We start from the raw sequence: 22,611 nt of genomic DNA, 5'->3' as shown, positions 1-22,611 counted from the left end.
ACGGTCTCTGAACCGAGCCGCCGGCCGTTTCCTGCCGAGTCGACGATCAGTCGTCGCCCAGCGACAGCAAGGACGCGTTTCCGCCGACCGCGGTCGTGTTGGTGGAAGTGGTGCGCTCGTTGACGAAGCGCAGCAGGTAGCTCGGGCCACCGGCTTTCGGGCCAGTACCGGACAGGCCACAGCCACCGAACGGCTGCACGCCAACCACCGCGCCGACCTGGTTACGGTTGACGTAGAGGTTGCCGACCCGCGCCAGCGCTTCGATGCGGGCTGCGGTTTCCTCGTTGCGGCTGTGGATACCGAGGGTCAGGCCATAACCGGTCGCGTTGATGTCAGCGACGACCTTCTCAAGATCTGCCGCATCGAAGCGCACCACGTGCAATACAGGGCCGAATTGCTCTTTTTTCAGCTCGTGAATCCCGCCGATTTCGAACGCCACAGGCGCGACGAAGTGACCGTTGAGGCTGCCCGGCAGCTTGGCTTCGGCGATCAGCTTGCCTTCTGCCTTGAGCTGCTGGATGTGCGCCAACAGGCCTTCGCGGGCTTCGGCGTCGATCACCGGGCCCAGGTCATTTTCGCGCAGGTGGGTCGGGCCCACTTTCAACTGATCCATCGCCCCCTTGATCAACTCGATGACACGATCGGCAATGTCGCGCTGAACGTAGAGCACACGCAGCGCCGAGCAGCGCTGACCGGCGCTGGTGAAGGCGGAACCGACCGCATCCTTGACCACCTGCTCAGGCAATGCGGTGGAGTCGACGATCATTGCGTTCTGGCCACCGGTTTCGGCGATCAGGGTGGCGATAGCGCCCTCCTTCTCGGCCAGCTGGCGGTTGATGATGCGCGCAGTGTCGGTGGAGCCGGTGAAGCACACACCGACCACACGCGGGTCGCGGCAAAACACGCCGCCCAGGGTTGCACCGTCACCCGGCAGGAAGGCGATCGCCTCCTTCGGCAGACCGGCTTCGAACATCAGCTCCAGCGCACGGGCGGCGATCAGGCTGGTCTGCTCGGCCGGCTTGGCGAGCACGGTATTACCGGCGACCAGAGCCGCGGTGATCTGACCTAGGTAAATCGCCAGCGGGAAGTTCCAGGGGCTGATGCAGACGAACACGCCGCGCCCTTCATGGAACAGCTCGTTACGCTCGCCGGTCGGACCTTTGAGTTCTTCGCGACCAAGTTTCAGGCGGGCTTGCAGCGCGTAGTAGCGGCAGAAATCGACCGCCTCGCGGACTTCGTCAATGTCGTCCTGCAGGGTTTTGCCGGCTTCCAGCGTGCACATGGCCATCAGCTCGGCGCGGTTGGCCTCCAGTAGGTCACCAAGACGCTCGAGGATTTGTGCGCGCTGTTCGATCGGCGTGGCGTTCCAGCGCGGCCAGAAAGCGGCCAGGCCATCGATGGCCTGTTTGGCATGCTCGGCGGTGGCGAACTGCGCGGTGCCCACTTCCTGGCTGAGCTGATACGGGCAATGCACCTTGTGCGCGCTGCCGGTAAGCGTCTGCCCACCAATCACCGGGGCGGCCTGCCACTGACGGTCGAGAAACGTTTGGTAGGCGCTGGACAGTTCGTTCCACTGAGTCTGGATGTTCATGTTGATGCCTTGCGAGTTGGTCCGGTTGCCGTACAGCGCCGGCGGAAGCGGGATGCGATGGTTGCCGAGGGTCTTGAACTGACGCAGCTGGGTGACCGGGTGGTCTATCAGGGTTTCGACCGGCACGCGCGGGTCGACCAGCTGGTGAACGAACGATGAGTTGGCGCCGTTTTCAAGCAGACGACGCACCAGATACGGCAGCAGGTCCTTGTGGGCACCGACCGGCGCGTAGATGCGTACGTTCTTGCGGTACTTTTCGATCACCGTGTCGTAGAGCGCATCGCCCATGCCGTGCAGACGCTGGAATTCGAACTCGCGCGGCGTCTTCAACTCGCCGACCATCGACAGGATGCAGCTCACGGTGTGCGCGTTGTGGCTGGCGAATTGCGGGTAGATCACGCCGCGGGTGTGCTCGGACAGCAGATACCGGGCACAGGCCAGGTAGGAGGTATCGGTACCTTCCTTGCGGGTGTAGACCGGGTAACCGTCCAGGCCCTGAACCTGACACTGCTTGATTTCGCTGTCCCAATAGGCGCCCTTCACCAGACGCAGCGGAATACGCGCGTTCAGCTCTTTACCCAACAGGGTCAGCCAGACCAGTACCGGCAGGCAGCGCTTGGAATACGCCTGGATCACCAGGCCGAACTCGCCCCAGCCGGCGATGGCCGGGTCGCGCATCAGTTTTTCGTAGAGTTCCAGCGAGAGCTCGAGGCGATCGGCCTCCTCCGCGTCGATGGTGATACCAACATCCAGGCGGCGCGCCAGTATCGCCAGCTCGCGAACGCTTTCGAACAGTTCGGTGAGCACGCGCTCACGTTGAGCCACTTCATAACGCGGGTGCAGTGCAGACAGCTTGATCGACACCGACGGGCGCGGTCCCGGACCGACCTGCGGTTCAGCGCCGACGGTTTCTACAGCCTGCCGGTAGTCAGCCATGTACTTGCGCGCATCTTCGGTGGTCAGCGCCGCTTCGCCGAGCATGTCGAAAGAATAGGTGTAGCCCTTCTCGCGCTCGGGACGGCCGTTCTTCAAGGCTTCGGAGATGGTCCGGCCAAGCACGAACTGCTTGCCCATCAGCTTCATCGCCTGATTCATCGCGGCGCGGATGACCGGCTCGCCGGAGCGCTTGACCAGACGGCCAATGACGTTCTTCGGACGACCGTCGGAATTGTCCGGGTCGACCACCTTGCCCGTCATCACCAGGCCCCAGGCCGCGAAATTGACCAGCACGTTGTCGCTCTGTCCGAGGTGGCGTTCCCACTCGGCGGCGTTGAGCTTGTCGCGGATCAGCGCGTCGGCCGTGGCCGAATCCGGCACACGCAGAAGCGCTTCGGCCAGACACATCAGCATCAGGCCTTCATGCGTATCCAGGCTGTACTGGCGCAGCAGTGCGTCGAGGGTGTCGACGGCGTTATCCCGGCCACGCACGGCTTCGATCAGGCTGCGCGCTTCGCGGCGAATGGCTTCGATGCCCGCCTCGCCAGGATCGGCCAGTTGCAACAGCTCGTTCAGGTAGGCCGCCTCGTCAACGCTGTAATTGGCGCTGATGGCGGGGAAGAATTCGGCGGCTTTCAGATTGGCGAAATCGCCCTGCAAGACTTGACCGGCTTTGAACATCGCGCCGCTCCTCTCGTGGAGTGTTGTTGTGTTTGGATCTGGTTCGACGGCGACGCGCGGGCAGCAATCTGCGGGCGGTTCACCAAACGGGTAGGCGAATCTAAGGCGGGGGCGTTTTCGGTTGTTGCACAAAACTACGGAACTTTTTCAAAAACCTATGGGTTTTGATGAGCGTCAAAACCCTGTCATGAAAAGTCGCTAAAGCGGTGCATAGCGGGGGCGGTAGAACGCTAAACGCACCGTCTCGGTGCGTTTAGGGTCGGTCACTCGTCGCTGCGTCGCAGCCGTTTCGGCGTCAGCCCGAGGTAACGACGGGTGGCGGTAGTCAAGGCGCTCTGGCTGGAGAAGCCACACTCCTCGGCGATCCGCACCAGGGGCAGCGGGCTTTCGCGCAGCAGCCTGGCGGCGCGATCGAGGCGACTCTTCAGCAGGTATTGATGCGGGGTAAGGCCAACGCTGTCTTTGAACTGCACGTGGAAGTGGCTGGGGCTCAGGCACACCACCTGCGCCAACTCGGCTACCGTGATCCGGCGCGCCAGATTGCTTTCGATATGTGCATCCAGGCGCCCGATGTCCAGCGGCCCTTTCGGCAGGTGTGTCGCCTCGCCAAATACCCGCAAGTGCAACGCACGCAACAGCACACCGCCCAGCGCCCTTGCCAGCAAGGGGTCGCTACCATAGCGGGCCAGTTCGGCGCCCGCATAGTTCAGCAGGTTGTGAAAGTCGGCGTCCAGCGCCGGATAACGAGGCGTTTCGAACAACTGCGCCAGCAGGCGCGGATCGTCGGCGCTGAGGTCCTGCTCATCGAGGTCGATGATGAGCATGCGGTTATCACCCTTGCCGGCGAACTCGTGTTCGGCGTATCCCGGCACCAGGCAGGCACGCATGCGGCACACCTCACCGCCCGCGCCGTCGACCTCAAACGCGGCACTGCCCGAGAGCGACAGCACCAACTGGTGGTAGTCGTGAGCATGTTCGTGGGCCTGATCATCAAGGCGCAGCAGACGGGCATTGAGCATGGAGGGGCACCTGGGGTATGAGCCGCACTCTACCGGAGGCTTGGCGGTTTTTATAGCTGTGGGCAAAAACAGCTAGGCAACGATTGGATTGAAATCATTCGCCAGATACCCATCTAAAGAGCACGTACTCGCCACAGGTGCCGCATGAACGACGACATCCATCAAGAATTCGAGCAAAACGCCTCTTCCACGGGCCTGGTGCTACCGGATCAGGACCTGCCCGACAAGCTGTACATCGTCCCGATCCACAACCGGCCTTTCTTTCCCGCACAGGTGCTGCCGATAATCGTCAACGAAGAGCCCTGGGCCGAGACTCTGGAGCTGGTCTCCAAGACGCCGCACCAGCGCTTGGCCCTCTTCTTCATGGACACCCCGGCACAGGATGCCGCCAGCTTCGATCCGGACAGCCTGCCCGAACACGGCACCATGGTTCGCGTGCACCACGCCTCGAAGGAAGGCGGCAGGTTGCAATTCGTCGCCCAGGGCATGGCCCGCGTTCGAATCAAAGGGTGGCTGCGCCGTAAACCGCCCTATCTGGTGGAAGTCGAATACCCGCAGAGCGATGAAGACCCCCGCGACGAGGTGAAGGCCTACGGCATGGCGTTGATCAATGCGATCAAGGAACTGCTGCCACTCAATCCACTGTACAGCGAGGAGCTGAAGAACTACCTCAACCGCTTTAGCCCGAACGCGCCGTCGCCGTTAACCGACTTCGCTGCGGCGCTGACCACGGCGCCAGGCATCGAGCTGCAAGAGGTCCTGGACACCGTACCCGTGCTCAAGCGCATGGAGAAGGTGCTGCCTCTGCTGCGCAAGGAAGTCGAAGTCGCCAAGCTGCAGAAAGAACTAACCGGCGAAGTGAACCGCAAGATTGGCGAACGTCAGCGTGAGTTCTTCCTTAAGGAACAGCTGAAGATCATCCAGCAAGAGCTGGGGATCACCAAGGACGACCGCAGCGCCGATGCCGATGAATTCCGTTCCCGCCTGGAGGGCAAGGTCGTGCCGCCCGCCGCCCAGAAGCGGATCGACGACGAGCTGACCAAGCTCTCGGTGCTGGAAACCGGTTCGCCGGAGTATGCGGTAACCCGTAACTATCTGGACTGGGTCACGTCGATGCCCTGGGGGCTGTACAGCGAGGACAAGCTCGACCTCGAACATGCTCGCAAGGTGCTCAATGCGCATCATGCCGGGCTCGACGATATCAAGAGCCGGATCATCGAGTTCCTCGCCGTCGGCGCATTCCGCGGTGAAATCTCCGGCTCCATCGTGCTCCTGGTGGGCCCGCCAGGCGTCGGCAAGACCAGCATTGGCAAGTCCATTGCCGAATCGCTGGGCCGCCCCTTCTACCGCTTCAGCGTCGGCGGCATGCGAGACGAGGCCGAGATCAAGGGCCATCGCCGCACCTACATCGGCGCCCTGCCCGGCAAACTGGTCCAGGCGCTGAAGGAAGTCGAAGTGATGAACCCGGTGATCATGCTCGACGAGGTAGACAAGCTCGGCAATAGCCATCAGGGCGATCCGGCCTCGGCGCTGTTGGAAACGCTGGACCCGGAACAGAACGTCGGTTTCCTCGATCATTACCTTGATTTGCGCCTGGACCTGTCCAAGGTCCTGTTCGTCTGCACCGCCAACAGCCTTTATTCGATCCCGGGCCCGCTGCTCGACCGCATGGAGATCATCCGGCTGTCGGGTTACATCACCGAAGAGAAACTGGCGATCGCCAAGCGCCACCTCTGGCCGCGGCAGTTGCAGCGCGCCGGGGTGCCGAAGAACCGGTTGGCTATCAATGACAGTGCGTTGCGCAACCTCATCGAAGGCTACGCGCGCGAGGCCGGAGTTCGACAGCTCGACAAGCAGCTCGGCAAGGTGGTGCGTAAGGCCGTGGTCAAGCTGCTCGATGAACCTGAGAGCAAGATCAAGATCGGGCCGAAAGATATCGAAAGCTACCTGGGCATGGCGTATTGGCACCCTGAACAGCTGCTCACTGGAGTCGGCGTGGTCACCGGGTTGGCCTGGAACAGCATGGGAGGCGCAACACTGCCGATCGAGGCTACGCGGATTCATACGCTCAACCGAGGTTTCAAGCTCACCGGCAAGCTGGGCGATGTCATGAAGGAGTCGGCTGAAATCGCGTTCAGTTACGTCAATTCGCACTTGAAGGAATTCAAAGGCGATCCGAAGTTCTTTGATCAGGCCTTCGTGCATATGCACGTGCCGGAAGGCGCTACGCCAAAAGATGGCCCCAGCGCCGGCATCAGCATGGCCAGCGCGCTGCTTTCGTTGGCACGCAACCAGGCGCCCAAGAAAGGCGTGGCCATGACGGGCGAGCTAACCCTGACCGGGCTGGTGCTGCCGATCGGTGGGCTGCGAGAGAAGGTCATCGCGGCGCGGCGCTTGAAGCTTTACGAATTGATCATCCCGGAGCTGAATCGCGGAGATTTCGAGGAGTTGCCGGACTATCTGAAAGAAGGCCTGACGATGCACTTCGCCAAGCGCTTCAGTGACGTGGTCAAGGTCTTGTTCTAATACCGGAATCAGGGGCCGTGAACCGGCGGCACGGCCCCTTCCGCTTGTGTACAGTCCGTCGCCGTTGCGAATGGCTTTACCCACCGGCCCTGGCGCCTTATGGTTTCCACCGACGCCCGAGCGTTTTCTTTCTTCCCTCTGGAGCCGGTCGCCCATGCCTCTCGCCCGTTTGCTGTCGTTCGCCCCGTTGTTTCTGCTGGCCGGTTGCGCCAGTACGCCGCCGAGCAGTATCGCGCTGAACGACGATGCGGACTGCCCGCTGACCTTGCAGCCCGGTCAGATGTTGATCGTGAGCCTGCCAAGCAACCCCACCACAGGTTATCGCTGGAACCTGCGCGAGGTTTCGGCCGAGCAGCTGAAAAGCCTCGGCCCGGAAGTATTCAGCTCACCGAAGTCCGACGTCATCGGCGGCGATGGTCTGTCCACCTGGCGCTTCGAGGCAGCTGAGGCCGGCAGCGGCCGCCTCTATCTCGCCTATCAGCGCCCTTGGGAAACCGACACCGAGCCGGCCGGGCTGTTCGACTGCCGAATCGAAGTGCAATAAGACGTGCCATAAGGCGTGGAGAGCCGGGGCACGAGAACCGACCGTCCACTTCGCGACGGCCATCCGCATGGCTTTCCGCTACAATGCCGCCCCTGTTTTCAGCCTGCCTAGACACCGCCGTGAGCCACGAACCCGATCGCCTGTTCGCCAAGCCCCTCGCCCAACCCCAAGACTTCGTCTTCAACGAGGACGTCGTGCGGGTCTTTCCCGACATGATCAAACGCTCGGTTCCGGGCTATCCCACCATCGTCGAGAACATCGGCGTGCTGGCCGCGCAGTTCGCCCAGCAGAACACCTGCCTCTATGACCTGGGATGTTCGCTGGGCGCGGTGACGCAAGCGTTGCGCCGGCACGTCAAGACGGATAATTGCCAGGTGATCGCCGTCGATAACTCTACCGCCATGGTTGAGCGCTGCCGTGAATACCTGCACGGGCAGGACTCGATGTTTCAAGAGTTGCTCCCGGTTGAGGTGATCGAAGCCGACGTGCTTGCCCTGCAGTTCCAGCCCGCCTCGCTGATCGCACTTAACTTCACTCTGCAGTTCATCCCCCCTGAGAAGCGGCCCGCTCTGCTAGGCGCCATCCGCCAGGCGCTGGTACCTGGGGGCGCGCTGATTCTGTCGGAAAAGCTGCGCTTCGAAGACGAGCAGGAGCATGACCTGCTGACCGACCTGCATGTCGCATTCAAACGCGCCAACGGCTACAGCGAATTGGAAATCGCGCAGAAACGCAGCGCCATCGAGAACGTGATGAAGCCCGACAGCCTGGAAACCCACCGTCAGCGCTTGCTGGAGGCCGGATTCACCAAGGTGGTGCCCTGGTTTCAATGCCTGAACTTCGCCTCGTTGATTGCGCTGCCATGAACCTTGACCTGACACCCCTCGCCTGGCGCCTGGCCGGCACCCCACTGGCCGCCTGGTCCAACGGCTTGCAGGCACAACTCGATGCCAAACTCGCCATCGGCCACGGTGACTTGCCGCGCTGGCGTCGCGCCGTCGATGCGCTGCCTGATATCAAGCCCGCCGCTGTCGAACTGCAAGCGGCTTTCCGCCTGGAAGCGGAGTGCGACGAGGACACCCGTGCGGCTACCCAAGACGCCTTGTTCGGCCTGTCGCCCTGGCGCAAGGGCCCCTTCGACGTGTTCGGCGTACATGTCGACACCGAATGGCGCTCGGATTGGAAGTGGGACCGGGTATCGCCGCATTTGGATTTGAGCGGCAAGCGCATCCTCGACGTCGGTTGCGGCAACGGCTATTACATGTGGCGCATGCTCGGCGCCGGTGCCGACTCGGTCGTCGGCATCGACCCGAACTGGCTGTTCTTCTGCCAGTTTCACGCGATGAAGCGCTACCTGGAGGAACTGCCGGTCTGGCATCTGCCCATGGCGCTGGAGGAGTTGCCGCCCAAGCTCGAAGGCTTCGAAACTGTCTTTTCTATGGGCGTGCTCTATCACCGACGCTCGCCTGTCGATCATCTGTTGGACCTGAAGGACTGCCTGACCAAGGGCGGTCAGCTGGTTCTGGAAACATTGGTGATCGAGGGCAATGAACACACCGCTCTGGTCCCGGAAGACCGCTACGCACAGATGCGTAATGTCTGGTTCCTGCCCTCGGTGGCGGCGCTGGAATGCTGGCTGCGCCGCGCTGGCTTCGTTGACGTGCGCTGCGTGGATGTCAGCATTACCAGCATCCAGGAGCAGCGCAGCACCGATTGGATGCGCTATCAGTCGCTGCCGGAGTTCCTAGACCCGCAGGATCACAGCAAGACCGTCGAAGGCCTGCCCGCGCCGATGCGCGCCGTGTTGATCGCGCGCAAACCCTAACGCTGGACGCGCGCACTACGCTGTTCTTCAACCAGCTGACGCAGCGACGCCTGTGCTTTCTCCATCAAACGCGGGCGGCTCAAATCACGCATCCGCAATTGCCGGTCGCTGAGCGTGAGTAGCCGCCGATAGAGGCGACGCTTGCGCCAGGCCGCGAACCAGTCGAGCGCCAACTCTTGCAGTCCGATGGGCCACATTGCCGGTACATAGACATCCGGCCTCGCGGGCTCTTGCCGCGGACCTTTTGGTGCATCTGTCAGTCGTTTCTCTGAACACTTCATCGCGCCCCCTAACGTGCAAGGTGCGTCGGCGCACCCAGTGCCTGCCGACCGATATGGCCGGTGAAGTAAGACTGAGCGCGCTTGACGATTCAAACAAACGACTAGAATAGAACGACCAGTTAAACGAAATTGAAGGCTAGCCAATGCCCGGAATCCCCGAACAGCTTCCCCAATCTGCGATGCCGCTATTGGAAATCGATGTGCTCCGCACCTTTGTCTCGATCGCCGAAAGCGGCAGTTTCACGCGTGCGGCAGGCCAGATCTTCCGGACCACGTCGGCCGTCAGCATGCAGATCAAGCGCCTCGAAACCATGCTCGGCTGTGCTCTCTTTGTCAGAGAGGCTCGGCGCATCACCCTGACCACTGAGGGTGAGCGGCTGCTGGGCTATGCCCGCCGGCTGCTGAAACTCAACGAAGAAGCAGTGAGCGCGTTTGTAACACCGCAGCTAAACGGCCAGGTACGTTTCGGTACGCCCGCCGATATCGGCACTCACATCTTGCCGGGCCTGCTGTCTCTGTTTGCACGGACTCATCCGGGAATCGAAGTGAACGTATCGGTTGGGCGGAGCGTCGACATAATCCAACGCATCGACGCCGGTGAGCTGGACGTAGCGCTCATCAGCGTCGGCAACCTTGGTCAGGATGATTCTCGCGGCGAGGTCATCCATAGCGAGCAACTGGTCTGGGCCGGACGCGCCGGGGGCGTCGCGGTCGAGCGCGATCCGTTGCCCTTGGCGTTGTCTACTCCAGAATGCGCGTGGCGCCGCCAAGCGCTAGATGCGCTCGACAGAGCGGGACGGTCGTATCGGGTTGCTTACTCCAGCGAGCAGTGCGCGGGTCAGGAAGCCGCGATGATCGCCGATCTAGCGGTAGCGCCCTATCCCTTGAGCCTGGTCAAGCCACCGCTCAAACGCATGGACGAAGGTGAAAATCTACCGTCGTTGGGTGTGTACCGGATCAAGCTCTTGTGCGCCCCCGGCTGCAGTGAGCCCGTACAGGTCCTGGCACGGCACGTCGTGGCAGCTTTTGCCGCTTATCACTGACCAGAACAGGAGGCAATATGGCGAAGTGGTTGATCGTCGCAGGGTTGCTCCTGCTTCTGCTCGGCGTAGTGTTTCACTACGCGCCGGGACTGTTGAGCTGGTTCGGGAAATTGCCCGGCGATATTCGTATCGAGTCGGAGCGCAGCAGAACCTTCATCCCCATCACCTCAATGATCATCCTGAGCGTGGTGCTGACGGTTCTGCTGAATATCTTCTTCCGACGCTAACCAGCGAAAGCGGTCTGTAACAAGCGCAACCGCCCAGCGCGTCAGCCGCGCGCCGCTGCGGTGAGAATGAGATGCTTCATTTCCTTGACGGCCTGTTTGAAGCCAACAAACAGCGCGTGAGCAACAATCGCGTGGCCAATGTTCAGCTCATTGACCCCGCGGATCGCCGCGATCGCCTCGGCATTATGGTAATGGAGGCCATGGCCAGCGTTGACGATCAATCCATGGCTCAGACCTGACTCGACGCCATCACGAATCCGCGCCAGCTCGCAGGCCCGCTCGGCCACCCCGTGCGCATCGGCGTAGCGCCCGGTGTGCAACTCGATGGCCGGCGCACCAACCCGCGCCGCGGCTTCGATCTGCCGCGGGTCAGCATCAATGAACAACGACACCTCAGCGCCGCAGGCGGCCAGGCGCATAACCGCATCGCGGATGCGAGACTCTTGGCCGGCCACATCCAGACCGCCTTCAGTGGTTAGCTCCTGGCGCGTCTCCGGCACCAGACAAACGTGTTCCGGGCGCAGTTGTTCGGCAAAGGCCAGCATTGCGTCGGTCAGGCCCATTTCGAAATTCATTCGAGTCTGCAGCGCGTCTTTCATCATCAGCACGTCACGCTCCTGAATGTGCCGACGATCTTCACGCAGGTGCACCGTGATGCCGTCGGCCCCCGCCTCCTCCGCATCCAACGCGGCCTTGACCGGGTCAGGGTAACGGGTGCCACGCGCCTGGCGCAGAGTGGCGACATGATCGACATTGACGCCGAGCAGGATTCGATTGGCTTCAGTCACGCGGGACCTCCTTGATGTTCATGAACAGCTCGCGGCTAACCAGTGGCCGGCCGCCCAGATGCGGCGCCAGCGCCTGACGCATAAGTCTTTTTGCGGCCGCCAAAGCCCCTGGCACATTCCAATCGGCCTCAGCCATTGCCAGGAGTTCCGAACCATTGAACAGCCCGGGCTGAAACTGACCGACCGGCTCCAGCCCGGTCTCGGGCAACAAGCGATAAAGCCCGTCGCCATGGATAGGCTGGTCAGCGATATCCCGGTCCAGCGCAAAGCCGTAGCCAAGTTCGGTCAGCAATCGCCATTCGAAAGAACGCAGGATCGGCTCCAGCGGTCGCTTGTCTGCCAGGGCGGGTAATGTCGCGGCGTAATGGTCGAACATGGCGGGATGGGCATCCTCAGCCGGTAGCAGCCGGATCAGCAACTCGTTCAGGTACAGGCCACTGAAGAGCGCATTGCCGTCGAGCCAGAAAGCCAAACCCGCGCTCTCCAGTCGCCCGACGCTCTTCAGATCACCGCGCCCGCGAAACTCGACCTCCAGCGGTACGAATGGCCGGGCCAAAGTGCCCGCCTTGCCGCGCGCACCACGCAGCACTGCCCGCAGCCGCCCCTCGGGGGTGAAGAAATCCACAAGCGCGCTACTTTCACGATAGGGCCGGCTGTGCAGCACAAAGGCGGTTTGAGCGGTCATGGGATCTAGGTCGTAGGCAGAAACGGAGCGAATGCCTTTGTCCGACTGCCAAGGTTGCGGCAGTCGGGCCGATGTCGCGGGCTTAGCGTCAGCTGTAGCCGAGCGAGTGCAGTGCGCGCTCGTCGTCGGACCAACCGCTCTTTACCTTCACCCAGAGGTTAAGCATGACCTTGGAGTCAAACAGGACTTCCATGTCCTTGCGCGCCTCCTGACCGATGCGCTTGATGCGCTCGCCCTTGTCGCCAATGATGATCTTCTTCTGTCCATCGCGCTCGACCAGGATCAGCGCATGGATATGCAGCACATGCCCCTGCTGCTTGAAGTCTTCAATTTCGACAGTGATCTGATACGGCACCTCAGCACCGAGCTGGCGCATGATCTTCTCGCGCACCAGCTCCGCCGCTAGGAAACGGCTGCTGCGGTCGGTGATCTGGTCCTCGGGAAAGAAATGCTCGCCCTCAGGCAGGTGCGAGGCAACTAGCTTCTCGAACACATCGAGATTCTGCCCGTGCTGGGCGGAGATCGGTACGATTTCAGCGTTAGGAAGCTGCTGAGCCAACCATTCGAAATGTGGCAGCAATTCACCTTTGTCTTCGACGCGATCAGTCTTGTTGACCGCCACGATGACTGGACCTTCAACATACTGAACACGCTCGAGCACCAGCTGATCCTCATCGGTCCAGCGCGTACGATCAACAACAAAGACGACGACGTCGACGTCCTTCAAGGCTGAAGAGGCGGTGCGGTTCATATAACGGTTGAGTGCCGTCTCGCCATTCTTGTGCAGGCCAGGGGTGTCGACATAGACCGCCTGAACGGTGCCCTCGGTCTTGATCCCGAGCATATTGTGTCGTGTCGTCTGCGGCTTGCGCGAAGTGATCGCGAGCTTCTGCCCCAAGACGTGATTGAGGAGCGTTGACTTACCCACATTGGGCCTTCCCACTATGGCTACATAGCCGCAGCGGCTTACGTCTTCGCCTTCAACTCGTTCATCAGTCATTACCGTTCTCCACGCCGAGTGCTATCAATGCCGAGGCAGCGGCAACCTGTTCGGCAATACGCCTGCTAGCACCCTGCCCTTGAGTCTTCTCATTGAGCAACGATACCTGGCACTCGACGAAGAACGTCCGGCAATGCGGTTCGCCCTGAATCGCAACCACTTCGTATTTCGGTAGTTCGCATGCCCGCGATTGCAGAAATTCCTGCAGGCGAGTCTTTGGATCCTTGTTTGTATCGACGAGCGTAAGCCCTTCCAGCTCGTTGGCAAGCCAAGCCAGCACGCGGTCACGCGCCGCCTCCATGCCTGCATCAAGGTATATGGCGCCAATTAAAGCTTCGAGCGTATCAGCAAGGATCGATTCACGGCGAAAGCCACCGCTTTTCAACTCGCCGGAACCAAGCCGCAGGTATTCTCCGAGCTCGAAACCGCGTGCGAGCACGGCAAGCGTTTCGCCTTTAACCAGTCGCGCGCGCAGCCGAGAGAGCTGCCCTTCCTTGGCTTGCGGAAAGTGGTTGAACAACGCCTCGCCGGCGATAAAGTTGAGGATGGCATCGCCAAGAAACTCCAGACGCTCGTTATTGCGTCCGGCATAGCTGCGATGCGTCAGAGCCAGGAGCATCAGCTCCTGGTCTTTGAATTGATATCCGAGCCTACGCTCGAGACGGGCTAACGAAGTGCTCACGGCATCCTTAGGCGATATTCTTTATCGAAGTTCGCCACCAGATCGAGATTGCGGATCAGGGGCTCGCGTTTTTCATAGTCCAAGTGAACCTTGAACTCGTTATTTTCAATCGTGACCTTCATTGCCTCTTCGAGGTTCAGGTCGCGAATACCATTCACGTCCATGCCCTTGCGCACATGGCTATAAAAATCTCTCACGGTGCGGATGTCTGCCGCCTTGTCACTTTCAACCCCAGAGATGATCTTGTCCATGGACATATAGTCGAAATAATGCGGCAACATCTTGAATGCGGTGCTGGCAAAAAACGCCACCAACGCCAGCACCATGATCCAGCTCAGCATGGACAGGCCTTTTTGCGAACGAGCGAAACTCATGTCGACCTCTATGTCGTACGTTACCCGCGGATTGGGGCTGTTCAAATATAGCGGGCCGGCTCGCCGGAACCGGGCCCTGATTCACAGACTCAGTGAATCAATCCTACCCGCGAAAAATGCGGTAGGTTGCTGAACTTCGGATCAGGCCAGCTCATCCATACGGCAAAGGCTTTGCCGACGATATTGCGGTCTGGAACCATGCCGGCCAGTTCAGCTGGAATCGCCGCATCGTGCCAGTAGCGGCTGTCGTTGGAATTGTCGCGGTTGTCGCCCATCATGAAATAATGGCCTTGCGGAACGCGCCACTCGCGGTTGGGCTCGATCCGATAGCGTGCCATTTCCTTGCGAATGAGGTGTTCTACCTCACCGAGCTTCTCTTGGTACAGCTTCGCGCTGCCCAAGCTGCCTGGTTCCTCGCCAATCAGTATTTCGGGAACCAACTCTCCATTGATGCTCAAACGCTTGTCGCTGCTATACCGGATTACATCGCCAGGCAGGCCTATAACACGCTTGATGTAGTTAATGTTGGGATCGCTTGGATATCTAAATACCATCACATCCCCACGCTTAGGATCACTGACATCAATGATCTTGGTATCGACCACGGGTAGCCGAATACCATAGGCGAATTTGTTTACCAGTATGAAGTCGCCGACCTCGAGCGTCGGAATCATCGAACCGGATGGAATCTGGAATGGTTCGATAAGAAACGAGCGCAGCACCAGAACGATCGCAAGAACCGGGAAAAAAGACTTGCCGTACTCAATAAGAACCGGCTCTTTGTTCAGCGCGTCCAACGTCGATTGATCAAGCTCCCCAGCCTGGCCCTCATAGGTGGCTATCGCAGCCCGGCGACGTGGCGCGAAGATCAGTAGGTCGAGTAGTGCCAAAAATCCACATACCGCAACGGCGATGACCAGCAACAGCGGGAAATTGATCGACATGTCAGCTATCTACCTTGAGCACGGCGAGGAAGGCTTCCTGCGGAATCTCAACGTTGCCGACCTGCTTCATCCGCTTCTTACCGGCCTTCTGCTTTTCAAGCAGTTTGCGTTTACGGCTTACGTCACCGCCGTAGCACTTCGCCAGAACGTTCTTGCGCAACGCTTTCACAGTGCTTCGCGCGACGACCTGCCCCCCCAGCGCAGCCTGGATGGCGACGTCGAACATTTGCCTTGGGATTAGCTCCTTCATCTTCTCGACAAGGACCCGCCCTTTGTAATGCGCATTGTCGCGGTGCACGATCAACGCTAACGCGTCGACTTTGTCGCCGTTGATCAGGATATCCAGGCGGGTAAGATTGGCGGACTGGAAGCACTCGAAGCTGTAATCCAGCGAGGCATAGCCCCGGCTGACCGATTTGAGCCGGTCGAAGAAGTCGAGCACCACTTCGCTCATGGGCAGGTCATAGCGCACCTGGACCTGCGTTCCGAGAAACTGAAGGTCACGCTGAACGCCACGCTTTTCCACACAAAGCGTAATAACGCTGCCCAAATGCTCCTGGGGTACGAGAATGTTGGCCCGCACAATGGGCTCACGCATGTCCTCGATCGAGGAAAGATCGGGTAGTTTGGAAGGACTATCGACATAGATAGTCTCGCCGTTTTTCAACAATAGTTCATAGACCACTGTCGGCGCCGTGGTGATCAGATCCAGGTCGTACTCGCGTTCGAGGCGCTCCTGGATGATCTCCATATGCAGCATGCCGAGAAAGCCGATGCGGAAGCCGAATCCAAGCGCATCCGAGCTTTCCGGCTCGTACTGCAGCGCAGCATCGTTGAGCGTCAACTTTTGCAACGCCTCACGGAAGTCTTCGAAATCGTCCGAGCTTACCGGAAACAGACCCGCATAGACCTGCGGCTTGACCCGCTTGAAACCAGGCAGCATTTCAACGTCAGGCGTATTCGAGAGTGTCAGGGTGTCACCAACCGGAGCACCGTGAATATCCTTGATGCCAGCAATAATAAAGCCGACTTCGCCAGCTTTAAGGTCGGCGGTGCTCGTGTGTTTCGGGTTGAACACACCCACGCTGTCGACCTGGTGTACCTTGCCGGTGGACTTGACCAGGACCTTGTCGCCCTTTTTGATCCGACCATGGCGAACTCGCACCAGCGAGACGACACCGAGATAGTTGTCGAACCAGGAGTCGATAATCAGCGCCTGCAGGGGCGCATCAATTTCTCCCGTCGGAGCGGGGATGACAGACACCAGACGCTCAAGCACATCGTCTACGCCCATGCCGCTCTTGGCGCTACACGCCACAGCATCGGTCGCATCGATACCGATAATATGCTCGATTTCGCCCTTGACCTTATCGGGGTCGGCCTGCGGCAAATCCATCTTGTTCAGCACGGGCATTACTTCCAAGCCCTGCTCGATGGCTGTATAGCAGTTGGCTACCGATTGCGCTTCAACGCCCTGCCCAGCATCGACCACCAGCAACGCACCTTCGCAGGCGGCGAGCGAGCGACTGACCTCGTAGGTGAAATCTACGTGGCCTGGGGTGTCGATGAAATTCAGCTGATAGGTCTTGCCGTCCTTCGCCTTGTAGTAAAGCGTGACGCTGTGCGCCTTGATGGTGATGCCTCGTTCACGCTCGAGGTCCATCGAATCCAGCACCTGGGCGTTCATTTCACGCTCGGTCAAACCGCCACACATTTGAATGAAACGGTCAGCCAGGGTCGACTTGCCATGATCGATGTGCGCGATGATAGAAAAATTGCGGATATGACTCAGGTCGCTCACAGCTCAACACTCTAATACGTCGCGAGCCGATTGCCCGCCGAAAATAGCCGCAAAGTGTACCTGATAGGTCTATTCAGTGCCACGCCGGAGCCTAGGACGTGCATGATCAGCCTTCCGCCACCGCAACGTGAACACTACTGCTGATAGGCCGATGCGGAAAGGCGGCCGAAGAGCGCGCTTTTTCTGAAGTTAGAGAATACTGTTCGGCGAGCTTGAAGACAGCGGGACTTGCCCGCTCATTGCGCAATACGCGTGGTGAAACTGAACGGTTCTACTGAAATTGCGGGATGACCCAACCTGAGGCTGAGGCAGAACCGATCACTCGGTGCGCAAGTGGATGATGATGTCATCGAGGTGCAGCCTATTATCCTGACAGCCCGCTTGCGAGACGGAATAAACCGCCCGACTACTCAGCCTTAGCAGCCAAAGCCGCACGCAACACGACCGGCTGCAACGCCGGATCGATTGAGGTCTGCTGGCTGCGCTTGCGTACCAGGAGCCAGGCGACCAGAAAGCCGCCTAGCCCAGCAAGCATAACGTACGGCTCGGGAGCCGAAAGCTGGGAAGCGACGACCGCAAAGATGAAAAGCATGATCAGCGGAAAAAGATAGACAAGCACGGCGCCGTGTAGCAACACGCTTTCACGGATACCGACCACAACGGTATCCCCTACGCTAAGCCGAAGATCACACAACGCCAGTATCAAACCACGGCGTTCGCGAATACCAAGCCGATCAACCAGGCCCTGCCCACAGCCACTCCTCACGGAACAACCTGAACAGGTGCTACTGCGCTCCGTCTCAACCCAGACAGCGCCGGGCGCCAATGCAACTACGCGACCTGTCTCCTCGATCATTGCGACGCCTGATCAGCCCCGGCGCGCATGGACAATGCAATTCGCTCCGCCGTGCCTAAAGGGATTTCCCCAATTACAGTAACCATGACATCGCCGCCAGCCGTAGAAATACGCTTCGAAACAGCTACCGTAGGCCCCATTTGGCTGCGCGCGTCTTCAACTACAGCACCGTCCAGGGGCTCGATAAATACCGATACCCGAGCGATACCATCACTATAAGACAACCAAGTGACCGACTCTTTTGAGGCGGGACTCGGACGCACATTTGAGTCGATCAGCTGAAAACCATCCGGCAACCAGTCAGAGCGCCATTTCGTTGGTGTAGCTTCTTTTTGCTCGACAGCAAGCGAGACCGGTTTGCAATCCGTCCCCGCTTCCACATCTGCTGGCTCCGCTGAACCGGGCGCGAAATGCGTGAACTGAAAGCGCTCAAGCAGTTGCCCGCTTTCATCAAGCAACAATGATTTAAGCGGTAGGGACGTTTCTCTATCGAGATGCAGCTCGAAGCCATAGCGGTGCTGGTCCCTAGGACGCACGGCTAGCGCAACCGTGGGTCGCCCTGCGACTCGGGATTCGCCGATCACCTGAAAGCTGTACCACTTGGAAAGTGCCTCCGGCTCCAGCTGGCGCCAAGGCGTGGCTTCCCGCACTTGGGACGCCATATCTTCGGTAGCACACTGGATCTTTCCGTTAACGATCACAACCTCTGCAGCCGGACCATCTAGCTGCAACAGTCGCTCACGCAACTGCTGACCATCTACCAACTGCCAGACAGCATGACTGGAAAAGCTTCCGTTGCGCTCATAGACGAAAGTGCCTTGATAGCTTTGCTTTTTCTCAGCAGCTGCAAGTCGCTGCATCAGGAGATCGGCTTCAGCAGCAAAGGCCGGCATCGATAGCCAGCCTCCGAGCACCACAAACAGCGGTATCACACGCATGTTGTTCCTTAACGATCTTCCATGCTGGCTGCGCGAGCGTAGGGCAGCGCACTTTCCGAACCGCTACCGAAAGCGGCCTGCTGAGCGTGCTGACGAACATAAGCCGGCAACCTCTTTTCATGCCAACTTTCAGGCGAACCTTCCGCCCCCGTCACTTGGGCACCGGGAGCAACCGCGCCCTCACTATAGCCTGCCAGCACGGCTGGCCCCTGGCTAGCTTGCGGCACTGCGATGCTAGGCTGCGCAGCCTGCTGAGCAATCTGCGGCCCGGCAACTTCGCTCTGATTGTACAGGCGTACGCCAGCCAACACAGCGACCGTAACCGATGCCGCGACGGCTAGACGGCCTACATTACGCCAAGCGAAGCGCTGTGGCTTAACCGCAGTGATTTCAGGCTCTTCAGCCAACGCCGCCGACACTGCCGACGCAATATCCAGACGAGGCTCGATCAGCTCCTTGTGCATTGCGGCACGGGCGATCTGATAACGCGACCAAGTCGATCGCATTTCACTGTCGCCCTCTGCAGCGAGCACTCGACGTAATTCCAAATCGTCCGCTTCGTTATCCATCACCGCGGACAGCGATTCATGCAGGGCTTCACGACTCATGGCGGTTCCTCTCTTGGCTATCGCCGCTGTCTCAGGATTCATGCAACAGGGGTTGCAATGCTTTATCGATGGCTTCCCGCGCCCGGAATATCCGTGAGCGGACCGTACCCACCGGACACTGCATAACATTTGCAATGTCTTCATAACTAAGACCATCAAATTCACGCAGTGTTAGAGCCGTGCGTAAATCTTCAGGAAGTTGCTGGATAGTTCTGTGAACTGTGTCCTCAATTTCATCCCTGAGAAGTGCTCGCTCCGGCGACTCAATGTCCTTGAGAGCATGATCTCCCTCATAGAACTCAGCATCCTCGGAACTGACATCGCTGTCAGGCGGCCTCCTTCCTCGAGCCACCAAATGATTCTTTGCCGTGTTAATGGCAATACGGTACAGCCACGTATAAAAAGCACTGTCTCCGCGAAAATTCGCAAGCGCACGATAGGCTTTAATAAAGGCTTCTTGCGCAACATCCTGAGCTTCGTGAGAATCATGTACAAAGCGCACGATCAACCCTAGGATCTTGTGCTGATATTTCAATACCAGCAAATCGAAAGCCCGCTTATCTCCTCGTTGCACTCGCTCGACCAGTTGCTGGTCCTGCTCCTGGGTTAGCATAAACACTCCTCCATGACCCGGAAGGGGTGCTGCGCTCGCCTACGAGCTGACCTGCCAGAATAGACCCGGGCTTTACACAAAAGTTCTCCCCCTCCAAGCAAGCATTCCTGCAACACACCTGACGGCATTGGCGAGCAACGCCGCAAAACGAACCGTTCCGACGGCGCCACCCTGGTATCCACAGCAAAAACCCGCCGCCCACCGAACGATGGCCAGCCGGTCCGCATCCACAACTGTCTATAGAGACAAGCCTGCAAGAAAAGTTCCAAAGCATCCTGCCAAGTCCAACAAGGCCCGCTATTTTGCAGGGGGGCGCACCTATATACTAGGGCTCGCCTCAACGTGAGATTCGAAATGAGCCGACATTATCAATACGACGTTCTTGTCATAGGCAGCGGCGCAGCCGGTCTGACCCTGGCGCTCAACCTTCCACCCTCGCTTCGGGTCGCAGTGCTGAGTAAGGGCGAGCTGGCAAACGGCTCGACGTATTGGGCTCAGGGCGGTGTGGCCGCAGTACTGGACAACACCGACACCATCGAATCGCATGTCGCCGACACCCTCGTTGCCGGCGGCGGACTGTGCAAGGAAGAAGCGGTACGCTTTACCGTCGAACACAGCCGCGAAGCCATCCAGTGGCTGATCGAACAAGGCGTCCCCTTCACCCGCGACGACGCCGAACGCGAAGAAGACGGCTTCGAATATCACCTGACCCGGGAGGGCGGACACAGTCACAGACGCATCATTCATGCGGCCGATGCGACCGGCGCAGCGATATTCAACACCTTGTTTGCCCGCGCTCATGATCGGGAAAACATTGATCTGCTGCATCAGCGCGTCGCCGTTGACCTGATCACTGAACGCAAGTTGGGATTGAGCGGCAAGCGGTGCCTTGGCGCGTACGTACTGAACCGAAACACCGACGAAGTGGATACCTTCCACGCGAAGTTCACCGTACTGGCAACGGGTGGCGCCGCGAAGGTATATCTATATACCAGCAACCCCGACGGGGCATGCGGCGACGGCATCGCGATGGCGTGGCGCGCAGGATGCAGAGTGGGCAACCTGGAGTTCAATCAGTTTCATCCGACTTGCCTTTACCATCCAAAAGCCAAAAGCTTCCTCATTACCGAGGCATTACGCGGCGAGGGTGCCGTACTGAAATTGCCCAACGGCGAACGCTTCATGCCACGTTTCGATCCACGCGCGGAATTAGCGCCACGTGACATCGTGGCCCGCGCGATCGATCATGAAATGAAGCGCCTCGGCATCGATTGCGTCTTCCTGGACATCAGCGACAAGCCTTCGGAATTCATCAAAGCGCACTTTCCGACCGTATATGAGCGTTGTCTGGAGTTCGGCATCGACATTACCTGCGAGCCAATTCCCGTAGTGCCTGCGGCTCACTATACCTGCGGCGGCGTGCTGGTTGACCAAGCCGGCAGAACCGACATACCTGGGCTCTATGCAATCGGCGAAACCAGCTTCACCGGCCTGCACGGCGCCAATCGCATGGCCAGCAATTCGCTGCTCGAGTGTTTCGTCTACGCGCGCTCTGCTGCCCAGGACATGCTGCGCGAACTACCGGGCGTCGCCTCGCCCAACGTCCTGCCGACGTGGGATGCAACTCAGGTTACGGACTCAGACGAAGACGTCATCATTGCGCACAACTGGGACGAGCTGCGACGGTTCATGTGGGACTACGTTGGCATCGTTCGCACCACCAAGCGACTGATGCGCGCACAACACCGGGTTCGCCTGCTGCTTGGGGAAATCGATGAATTCTACAGTAATTACAAAGTCAGTCGGGACCTCATCGAGCTGCGGAACCTAGCAACGGTTGCCGAGTTGATGATCGGGTCGGCTATGCAACGCAAGGAAAGTCGAGGCTTGCATTTCACGCTGGACTACCCTGAACAGCTACCCGAAGCGACAGACACTATTCTGGTGCCGCCCACCTACGACGACTGAACTTCAGCCTGAGCCGCAAGCGTCGGTGCTGCTCGGGCGTCATAGCCCCGCGCGGAATGCAGAGCCCTTGAGAGAACCAATCGCCCGGCAATTTGAATCGCAGCACCACAACCAGCGGAAGCGCAATGCTGTCAGGTAACAATTGCACCGGCTGCCAACCGCCCTCCCGACTCCTTAGCGACCAGCCGTGCTGATCATGGCGCAGACCAAGCCATGAACAACCACGACAAAGCAAGACGTGCGACGGTATAACCCAGGCTGCGTGCAGCGCGCACAGCAACAACCCGAGCGCACTCAGCCAGGATGGCACCGGCAATGACAAGAGTGTGATTACGGCCAGCATCACTATCAGCAGATACAGCGCCAACAGCGCGCCAGATGCATGCCACCGACATTCGAATGCCTGGCTACTATGGCTGGACACGGTCAAGAATCATTCGAACCATGTAGCGCAGATCTTCGTCGTCGGGCACGGCGCGCTCCATGAACCAGCCAAACATATCCTGGTCCTCACAGCTCAGCAGTTTGCGGTAACGGCGCTGATCCTCTTCGTCGAGCTGCGGATAGACCTCCTTGACGAAAGGCACCAGCAGCACATCCAGCTCGAGCATGCCGCGACGGCTCTGCCAGAACAGGCGATTGAGTTCGGATTGTTCGACCATGCAAAAGCTCCTGAGTTGAAGC

At 59.4% G+C, this 22,611-nt stretch carries 23 protein-coding genes; 7 read left to right on the top strand and 16 right to left on the bottom strand.

Features of this window, described 5'->3' with window-relative positions:
- Positions 1-46: 46 nt before the first annotated feature.
- Together C1896_05925 and C1896_05920 are read right to left on the bottom strand one after the other, a co-directional pair.
- Positions 47-3,208: a bifunctional proline dehydrogenase/L-glutamate gamma-semialdehyde dehydrogenase PutA gene (locus C1896_05925; GenBank protein ID AZZ44493.1), complete on the bottom strand. Its 3,162-nt coding sequence runs from the start codon at positions 3,206-3,208 to the stop codon at positions 47-49.
- 263 nt (positions 3,209-3,471) lie between these two features.
- The gene (locus C1896_05920) at positions 3,472-4,227 is read right to left on the bottom strand and encodes an AraC family transcriptional regulator (protein AZZ44492.1); all 756 of its coding nucleotides are present in this window, start codon (positions 4,225-4,227) and stop codon (positions 3,472-3,474) included.
- A gap of 144 nt (positions 4,228-4,371) precedes the next feature.
- Between C1896_05920 and lon the strand changes: the two genes are divergently transcribed.
- The 4 genes from lon (at position 4,372) to C1896_05900 (ending at position 9,119) form a co-directional block, all read left to right on the top strand.
- On the top strand, positions 4,372-6,753 hold the full coding sequence (gene lon, locus C1896_05915) for an endopeptidase La (GenBank protein ID AZZ44491.1): 2,382 nt from the start codon (positions 4,372-4,374) through the stop codon (positions 6,751-6,753).
- A gap of 154 nt (positions 6,754-6,907) precedes the next feature.
- Positions 6,908-7,297, top strand: a complete 390-nt coding sequence (locus C1896_05910) for a peptidase inhibitor I42 (GenBank protein AZZ44490.1) — start codon at positions 6,908-6,910, stop codon at positions 7,295-7,297.
- 119 nt (positions 7,298-7,416) lie between these two features.
- Positions 7,417-8,160 carry a carboxy-S-adenosyl-L-methionine synthase CmoA gene (locus tag C1896_05905; protein AZZ47544.1) on the top strand — a complete coding sequence of 248 codons (744 nt, stop codon included), beginning with the start codon at positions 7,417-7,419 and terminating at the stop codon, positions 8,158-8,160.
- Positions 8,157-9,119 carry a tRNA 5-methoxyuridine(34)/uridine 5-oxyacetic acid(34) synthase CmoB gene (locus tag C1896_05900; protein ID AZZ44489.1) on the top strand — a complete coding sequence of 321 codons (963 nt, stop codon included), beginning with the start codon at positions 8,157-8,159 and terminating at the stop codon, positions 9,117-9,119. The genes C1896_05905 and C1896_05900 overlap by 4 nt, the downstream gene beginning before the upstream one ends.
- Here the strand turns inward: C1896_05900 and C1896_05895 are convergent.
- On the bottom strand, positions 9,116-9,316 hold the full coding sequence (locus tag C1896_05895; GenBank protein ID AZZ44488.1) for a hypothetical protein: 201 nt from the start codon (positions 9,314-9,316) through the stop codon (positions 9,116-9,118). The two genes, C1896_05900 and C1896_05895, sit on opposite strands and share 4 nt — an antisense overlap.
- Positions 9,317-9,543: 227 nt before the next feature.
- On the opposite strand from C1896_05895, the gene C1896_05890 reads away from it, so the two are divergent.
- Together C1896_05890 and C1896_05885 are read left to right on the top strand one after the other, a co-directional pair.
- Positions 9,544-10,443: a LysR family transcriptional regulator gene (locus tag C1896_05890; GenBank protein AZZ44487.1), complete on the top strand. Its 900-nt coding sequence runs from the start codon at positions 9,544-9,546 to the stop codon at positions 10,441-10,443.
- Positions 10,444-10,460: 17 nt separating this feature from the next.
- Complete coding sequence (locus C1896_05885) at positions 10,461-10,670, top strand: DUF2905 domain-containing protein (GenBank protein ID AZZ44486.1); 210 nt, start codon at positions 10,461-10,463, stop codon at positions 10,668-10,670.
- 41 nt (positions 10,671-10,711) lie between these two features.
- Here C1896_05885 and C1896_05880 read toward each other — a convergent pair whose 3' ends face one another.
- The 11 genes from C1896_05880 to rpoE form a co-directional block, all read right to left on the bottom strand.
- Complete coding sequence (locus C1896_05880) at positions 10,712-11,458, bottom strand: pyridoxine 5'-phosphate synthase (protein AZZ44485.1); 747 nt, start codon at positions 11,456-11,458, stop codon at positions 10,712-10,714.
- Positions 11,451-12,143, bottom strand: a complete 693-nt coding sequence (locus tag C1896_05875; protein ID AZZ44484.1) for a DNA repair protein RecO — start codon at positions 12,141-12,143, stop codon at positions 11,451-11,453. The genes C1896_05880 and C1896_05875 overlap by 8 nt, the downstream gene beginning before the upstream one ends.
- A gap of 88 nt (positions 12,144-12,231) precedes the next feature.
- The gene (locus C1896_05870) at positions 12,232-13,143 is read right to left on the bottom strand and encodes a GTPase Era (GenBank protein ID AZZ44483.1); all 912 of its coding nucleotides are present in this window, start codon (positions 13,141-13,143) and stop codon (positions 12,232-12,234) included.
- Entirely contained in the window at positions 13,136-13,825 is a 690-nt protein-coding gene (locus C1896_05865) for a ribonuclease III (GenBank protein AZZ44482.1), read from the bottom strand. The genes C1896_05870 and C1896_05865 overlap by 8 nt, the downstream gene beginning before the upstream one ends.
- Entirely contained in the window at positions 13,822-14,199 is a 378-nt protein-coding gene (locus C1896_05860) for a DUF4845 domain-containing protein (GenBank protein ID AZZ44481.1), read from the bottom strand. The genes C1896_05865 and C1896_05860 overlap by 4 nt, the downstream gene beginning before the upstream one ends.
- An 89-nt stretch (positions 14,200-14,288) precedes the next feature.
- Positions 14,289-15,143 carry a signal peptidase I gene (gene lepB, locus C1896_05855; protein ID AZZ44480.1) on the bottom strand — a complete coding sequence of 285 codons (855 nt, stop codon included), beginning with the start codon at positions 15,141-15,143 and terminating at the stop codon, positions 14,289-14,291.
- Between the two features lies 1 nt (position 15,144).
- Positions 15,145-16,944, bottom strand: coding sequence for an elongation factor 4 (locus C1896_05850; GenBank protein ID AZZ44479.1), 1,800 nt, complete (start codon positions 16,942-16,944; stop codon positions 15,145-15,147).
- 406 nt (positions 16,945-17,350) lie between these two features.
- A complete protein-coding gene (locus C1896_05845) occupies positions 17,351-17,800 on the bottom strand; it encodes a transcriptional regulator (GenBank protein AZZ44478.1) in 450 nt (149 codons plus the stop codon).
- Entirely contained in the window at positions 17,797-18,738 is a 942-nt protein-coding gene (locus C1896_05840) for an RNA polymerase subunit sigma (GenBank protein ID AZZ44477.1), read from the bottom strand. Before C1896_05840 ends, C1896_05845 begins: the two co-directional genes overlap by 4 nt.
- An 8-nt stretch (positions 18,739-18,746) precedes the next feature.
- A complete protein-coding gene (locus tag C1896_05835) occupies positions 18,747-19,346 on the bottom strand; it encodes an RNA polymerase subunit sigma (protein AZZ44476.1) in 600 nt (199 codons plus the stop codon).
- Positions 19,347-19,377: 31 nt separating this feature from the next.
- Complete coding sequence (rpoE, locus tag C1896_05830; protein AZZ44475.1) at positions 19,378-19,959, bottom strand: RNA polymerase sigma factor RpoE; 582 nt, start codon at positions 19,957-19,959, stop codon at positions 19,378-19,380.
- Positions 19,960-20,313: 354 nt separating this feature from the next.
- Between rpoE and C1896_05825 the strand changes: the two genes are divergently transcribed.
- Positions 20,314-21,927, top strand: coding sequence for an L-aspartate oxidase (locus C1896_05825; protein ID AZZ44474.1), 1,614 nt, complete (start codon positions 20,314-20,316; stop codon positions 21,925-21,927).
- Here the strand turns inward: C1896_05825 and C1896_05820 are convergent.
- Positions 21,896-22,351 (bottom strand): hypothetical protein, encoded by a 456-nt coding sequence (locus tag C1896_05820; GenBank protein AZZ44473.1) that lies wholly within the window; start codon positions 22,349-22,351, stop codon positions 21,896-21,898. The genes C1896_05825 and C1896_05820 overlap by 32 nt on opposite strands.
- The gene (locus C1896_05815) at positions 22,338-22,589 is read right to left on the bottom strand and encodes a hypothetical protein (protein AZZ44472.1); all 252 of its coding nucleotides are present in this window, start codon (positions 22,587-22,589) and stop codon (positions 22,338-22,340) included. Before C1896_05815 ends, C1896_05820 begins: the two co-directional genes overlap by 14 nt.
- Between the last annotated feature and the right edge of the window lie 22 nt (positions 22,590-22,611).

This window comes from Pseudomonadaceae bacterium SI-3 (genome assembly GCA_004010935.1).
Lineage (GTDB): Bacteria > Pseudomonadota > Gammaproteobacteria > Pseudomonadales > Pseudomonadaceae > Stutzerimonas.
The sequence above is the reverse complement of the archived record's forward strand: the minus strand, read 5'-3'. Positions and strand labels throughout refer to the sequence as shown.

Bases quoted from the DNA above. Each gene is read 5' to 3' on its own strand.
- C1896_05925 (AZZ44493.1), bottom strand. From the start codon at position 3,208: ATGTTCAAAGCCGGTCAAGTCTTGCAGGGCGATTTCGCCAATCTGAAA.
- C1896_05920 (AZZ44492.1), bottom strand. From the start codon at position 4,227: ATGCTCAATGCCCGTCTGCTGCGCCTTGATGATCAGGCCCACGAACAT.
- lon (AZZ44491.1), top strand. From the start codon at position 4,372: ATGAACGACGACATCCATCAAGAATTCGAGCAAAACGCCTCTTCCACG.
- C1896_05910 (AZZ44490.1), top strand. From the start codon at position 6,908: ATGCCTCTCGCCCGTTTGCTGTCGTTCGCCCCGTTGTTTCTGCTGGCC.
- C1896_05900 (AZZ44489.1), top strand. From the start codon at position 8,157: ATGAACCTTGACCTGACACCCCTCGCCTGGCGCCTGGCCGGCACCCCA.
- C1896_05895 (AZZ44488.1), bottom strand. From the start codon at position 9,316: ATGTGGCCCATCGGACTGCAAGAGTTGGCGCTCGACTGGTTCGCGGCC.
- C1896_05890 (AZZ44487.1), top strand. From the start codon at position 9,544: ATGCCCGGAATCCCCGAACAGCTTCCCCAATCTGCGATGCCGCTATTG.
- C1896_05885 (AZZ44486.1), top strand. From the start codon at position 10,461: ATGGCGAAGTGGTTGATCGTCGCAGGGTTGCTCCTGCTTCTGCTCGGC.
- C1896_05875 (AZZ44484.1), bottom strand. From the start codon at position 12,143: ATGACCGCTCAAACCGCCTTTGTGCTGCACAGCCGGCCCTATCGTGAA.
- C1896_05870 (AZZ44483.1), bottom strand. From the start codon at position 13,143: ATGACTGATGAACGAGTTGAAGGCGAAGACGTAAGCCGCTGCGGCTAT.
- C1896_05860 (AZZ44481.1), bottom strand. From the start codon at position 14,199: ATGAGTTTCGCTCGTTCGCAAAAAGGCCTGTCCATGCTGAGCTGGATC.
- lepB (AZZ44480.1), bottom strand. From the start codon at position 15,143: ATGTCGATCAATTTCCCGCTGTTGCTGGTCATCGCCGTTGCGGTATGT.
- C1896_05845 (AZZ44478.1), bottom strand. From the start codon at position 17,800: ATGATCGAGGAGACAGGTCGCGTAGTTGCATTGGCGCCCGGCGCTGTC.
- C1896_05840 (AZZ44477.1), bottom strand. From the start codon at position 18,738: ATGCGTGTGATACCGCTGTTTGTGGTGCTCGGAGGCTGGCTATCGATG.
- C1896_05835 (AZZ44476.1), bottom strand. From the start codon at position 19,346: ATGAGTCGTGAAGCCCTGCATGAATCGCTGTCCGCGGTGATGGATAAC.
- rpoE (AZZ44475.1), bottom strand. From the start codon at position 19,959: ATGCTAACCCAGGAGCAGGACCAGCAACTGGTCGAGCGAGTGCAACGA.
- C1896_05825 (AZZ44474.1), top strand. From the start codon at position 20,314: ATGAGCCGACATTATCAATACGACGTTCTTGTCATAGGCAGCGGCGCA.
- C1896_05815 (AZZ44472.1), bottom strand. From the start codon at position 22,589: ATGGTCGAACAATCCGAACTCAATCGCCTGTTCTGGCAGAGCCGTCGC.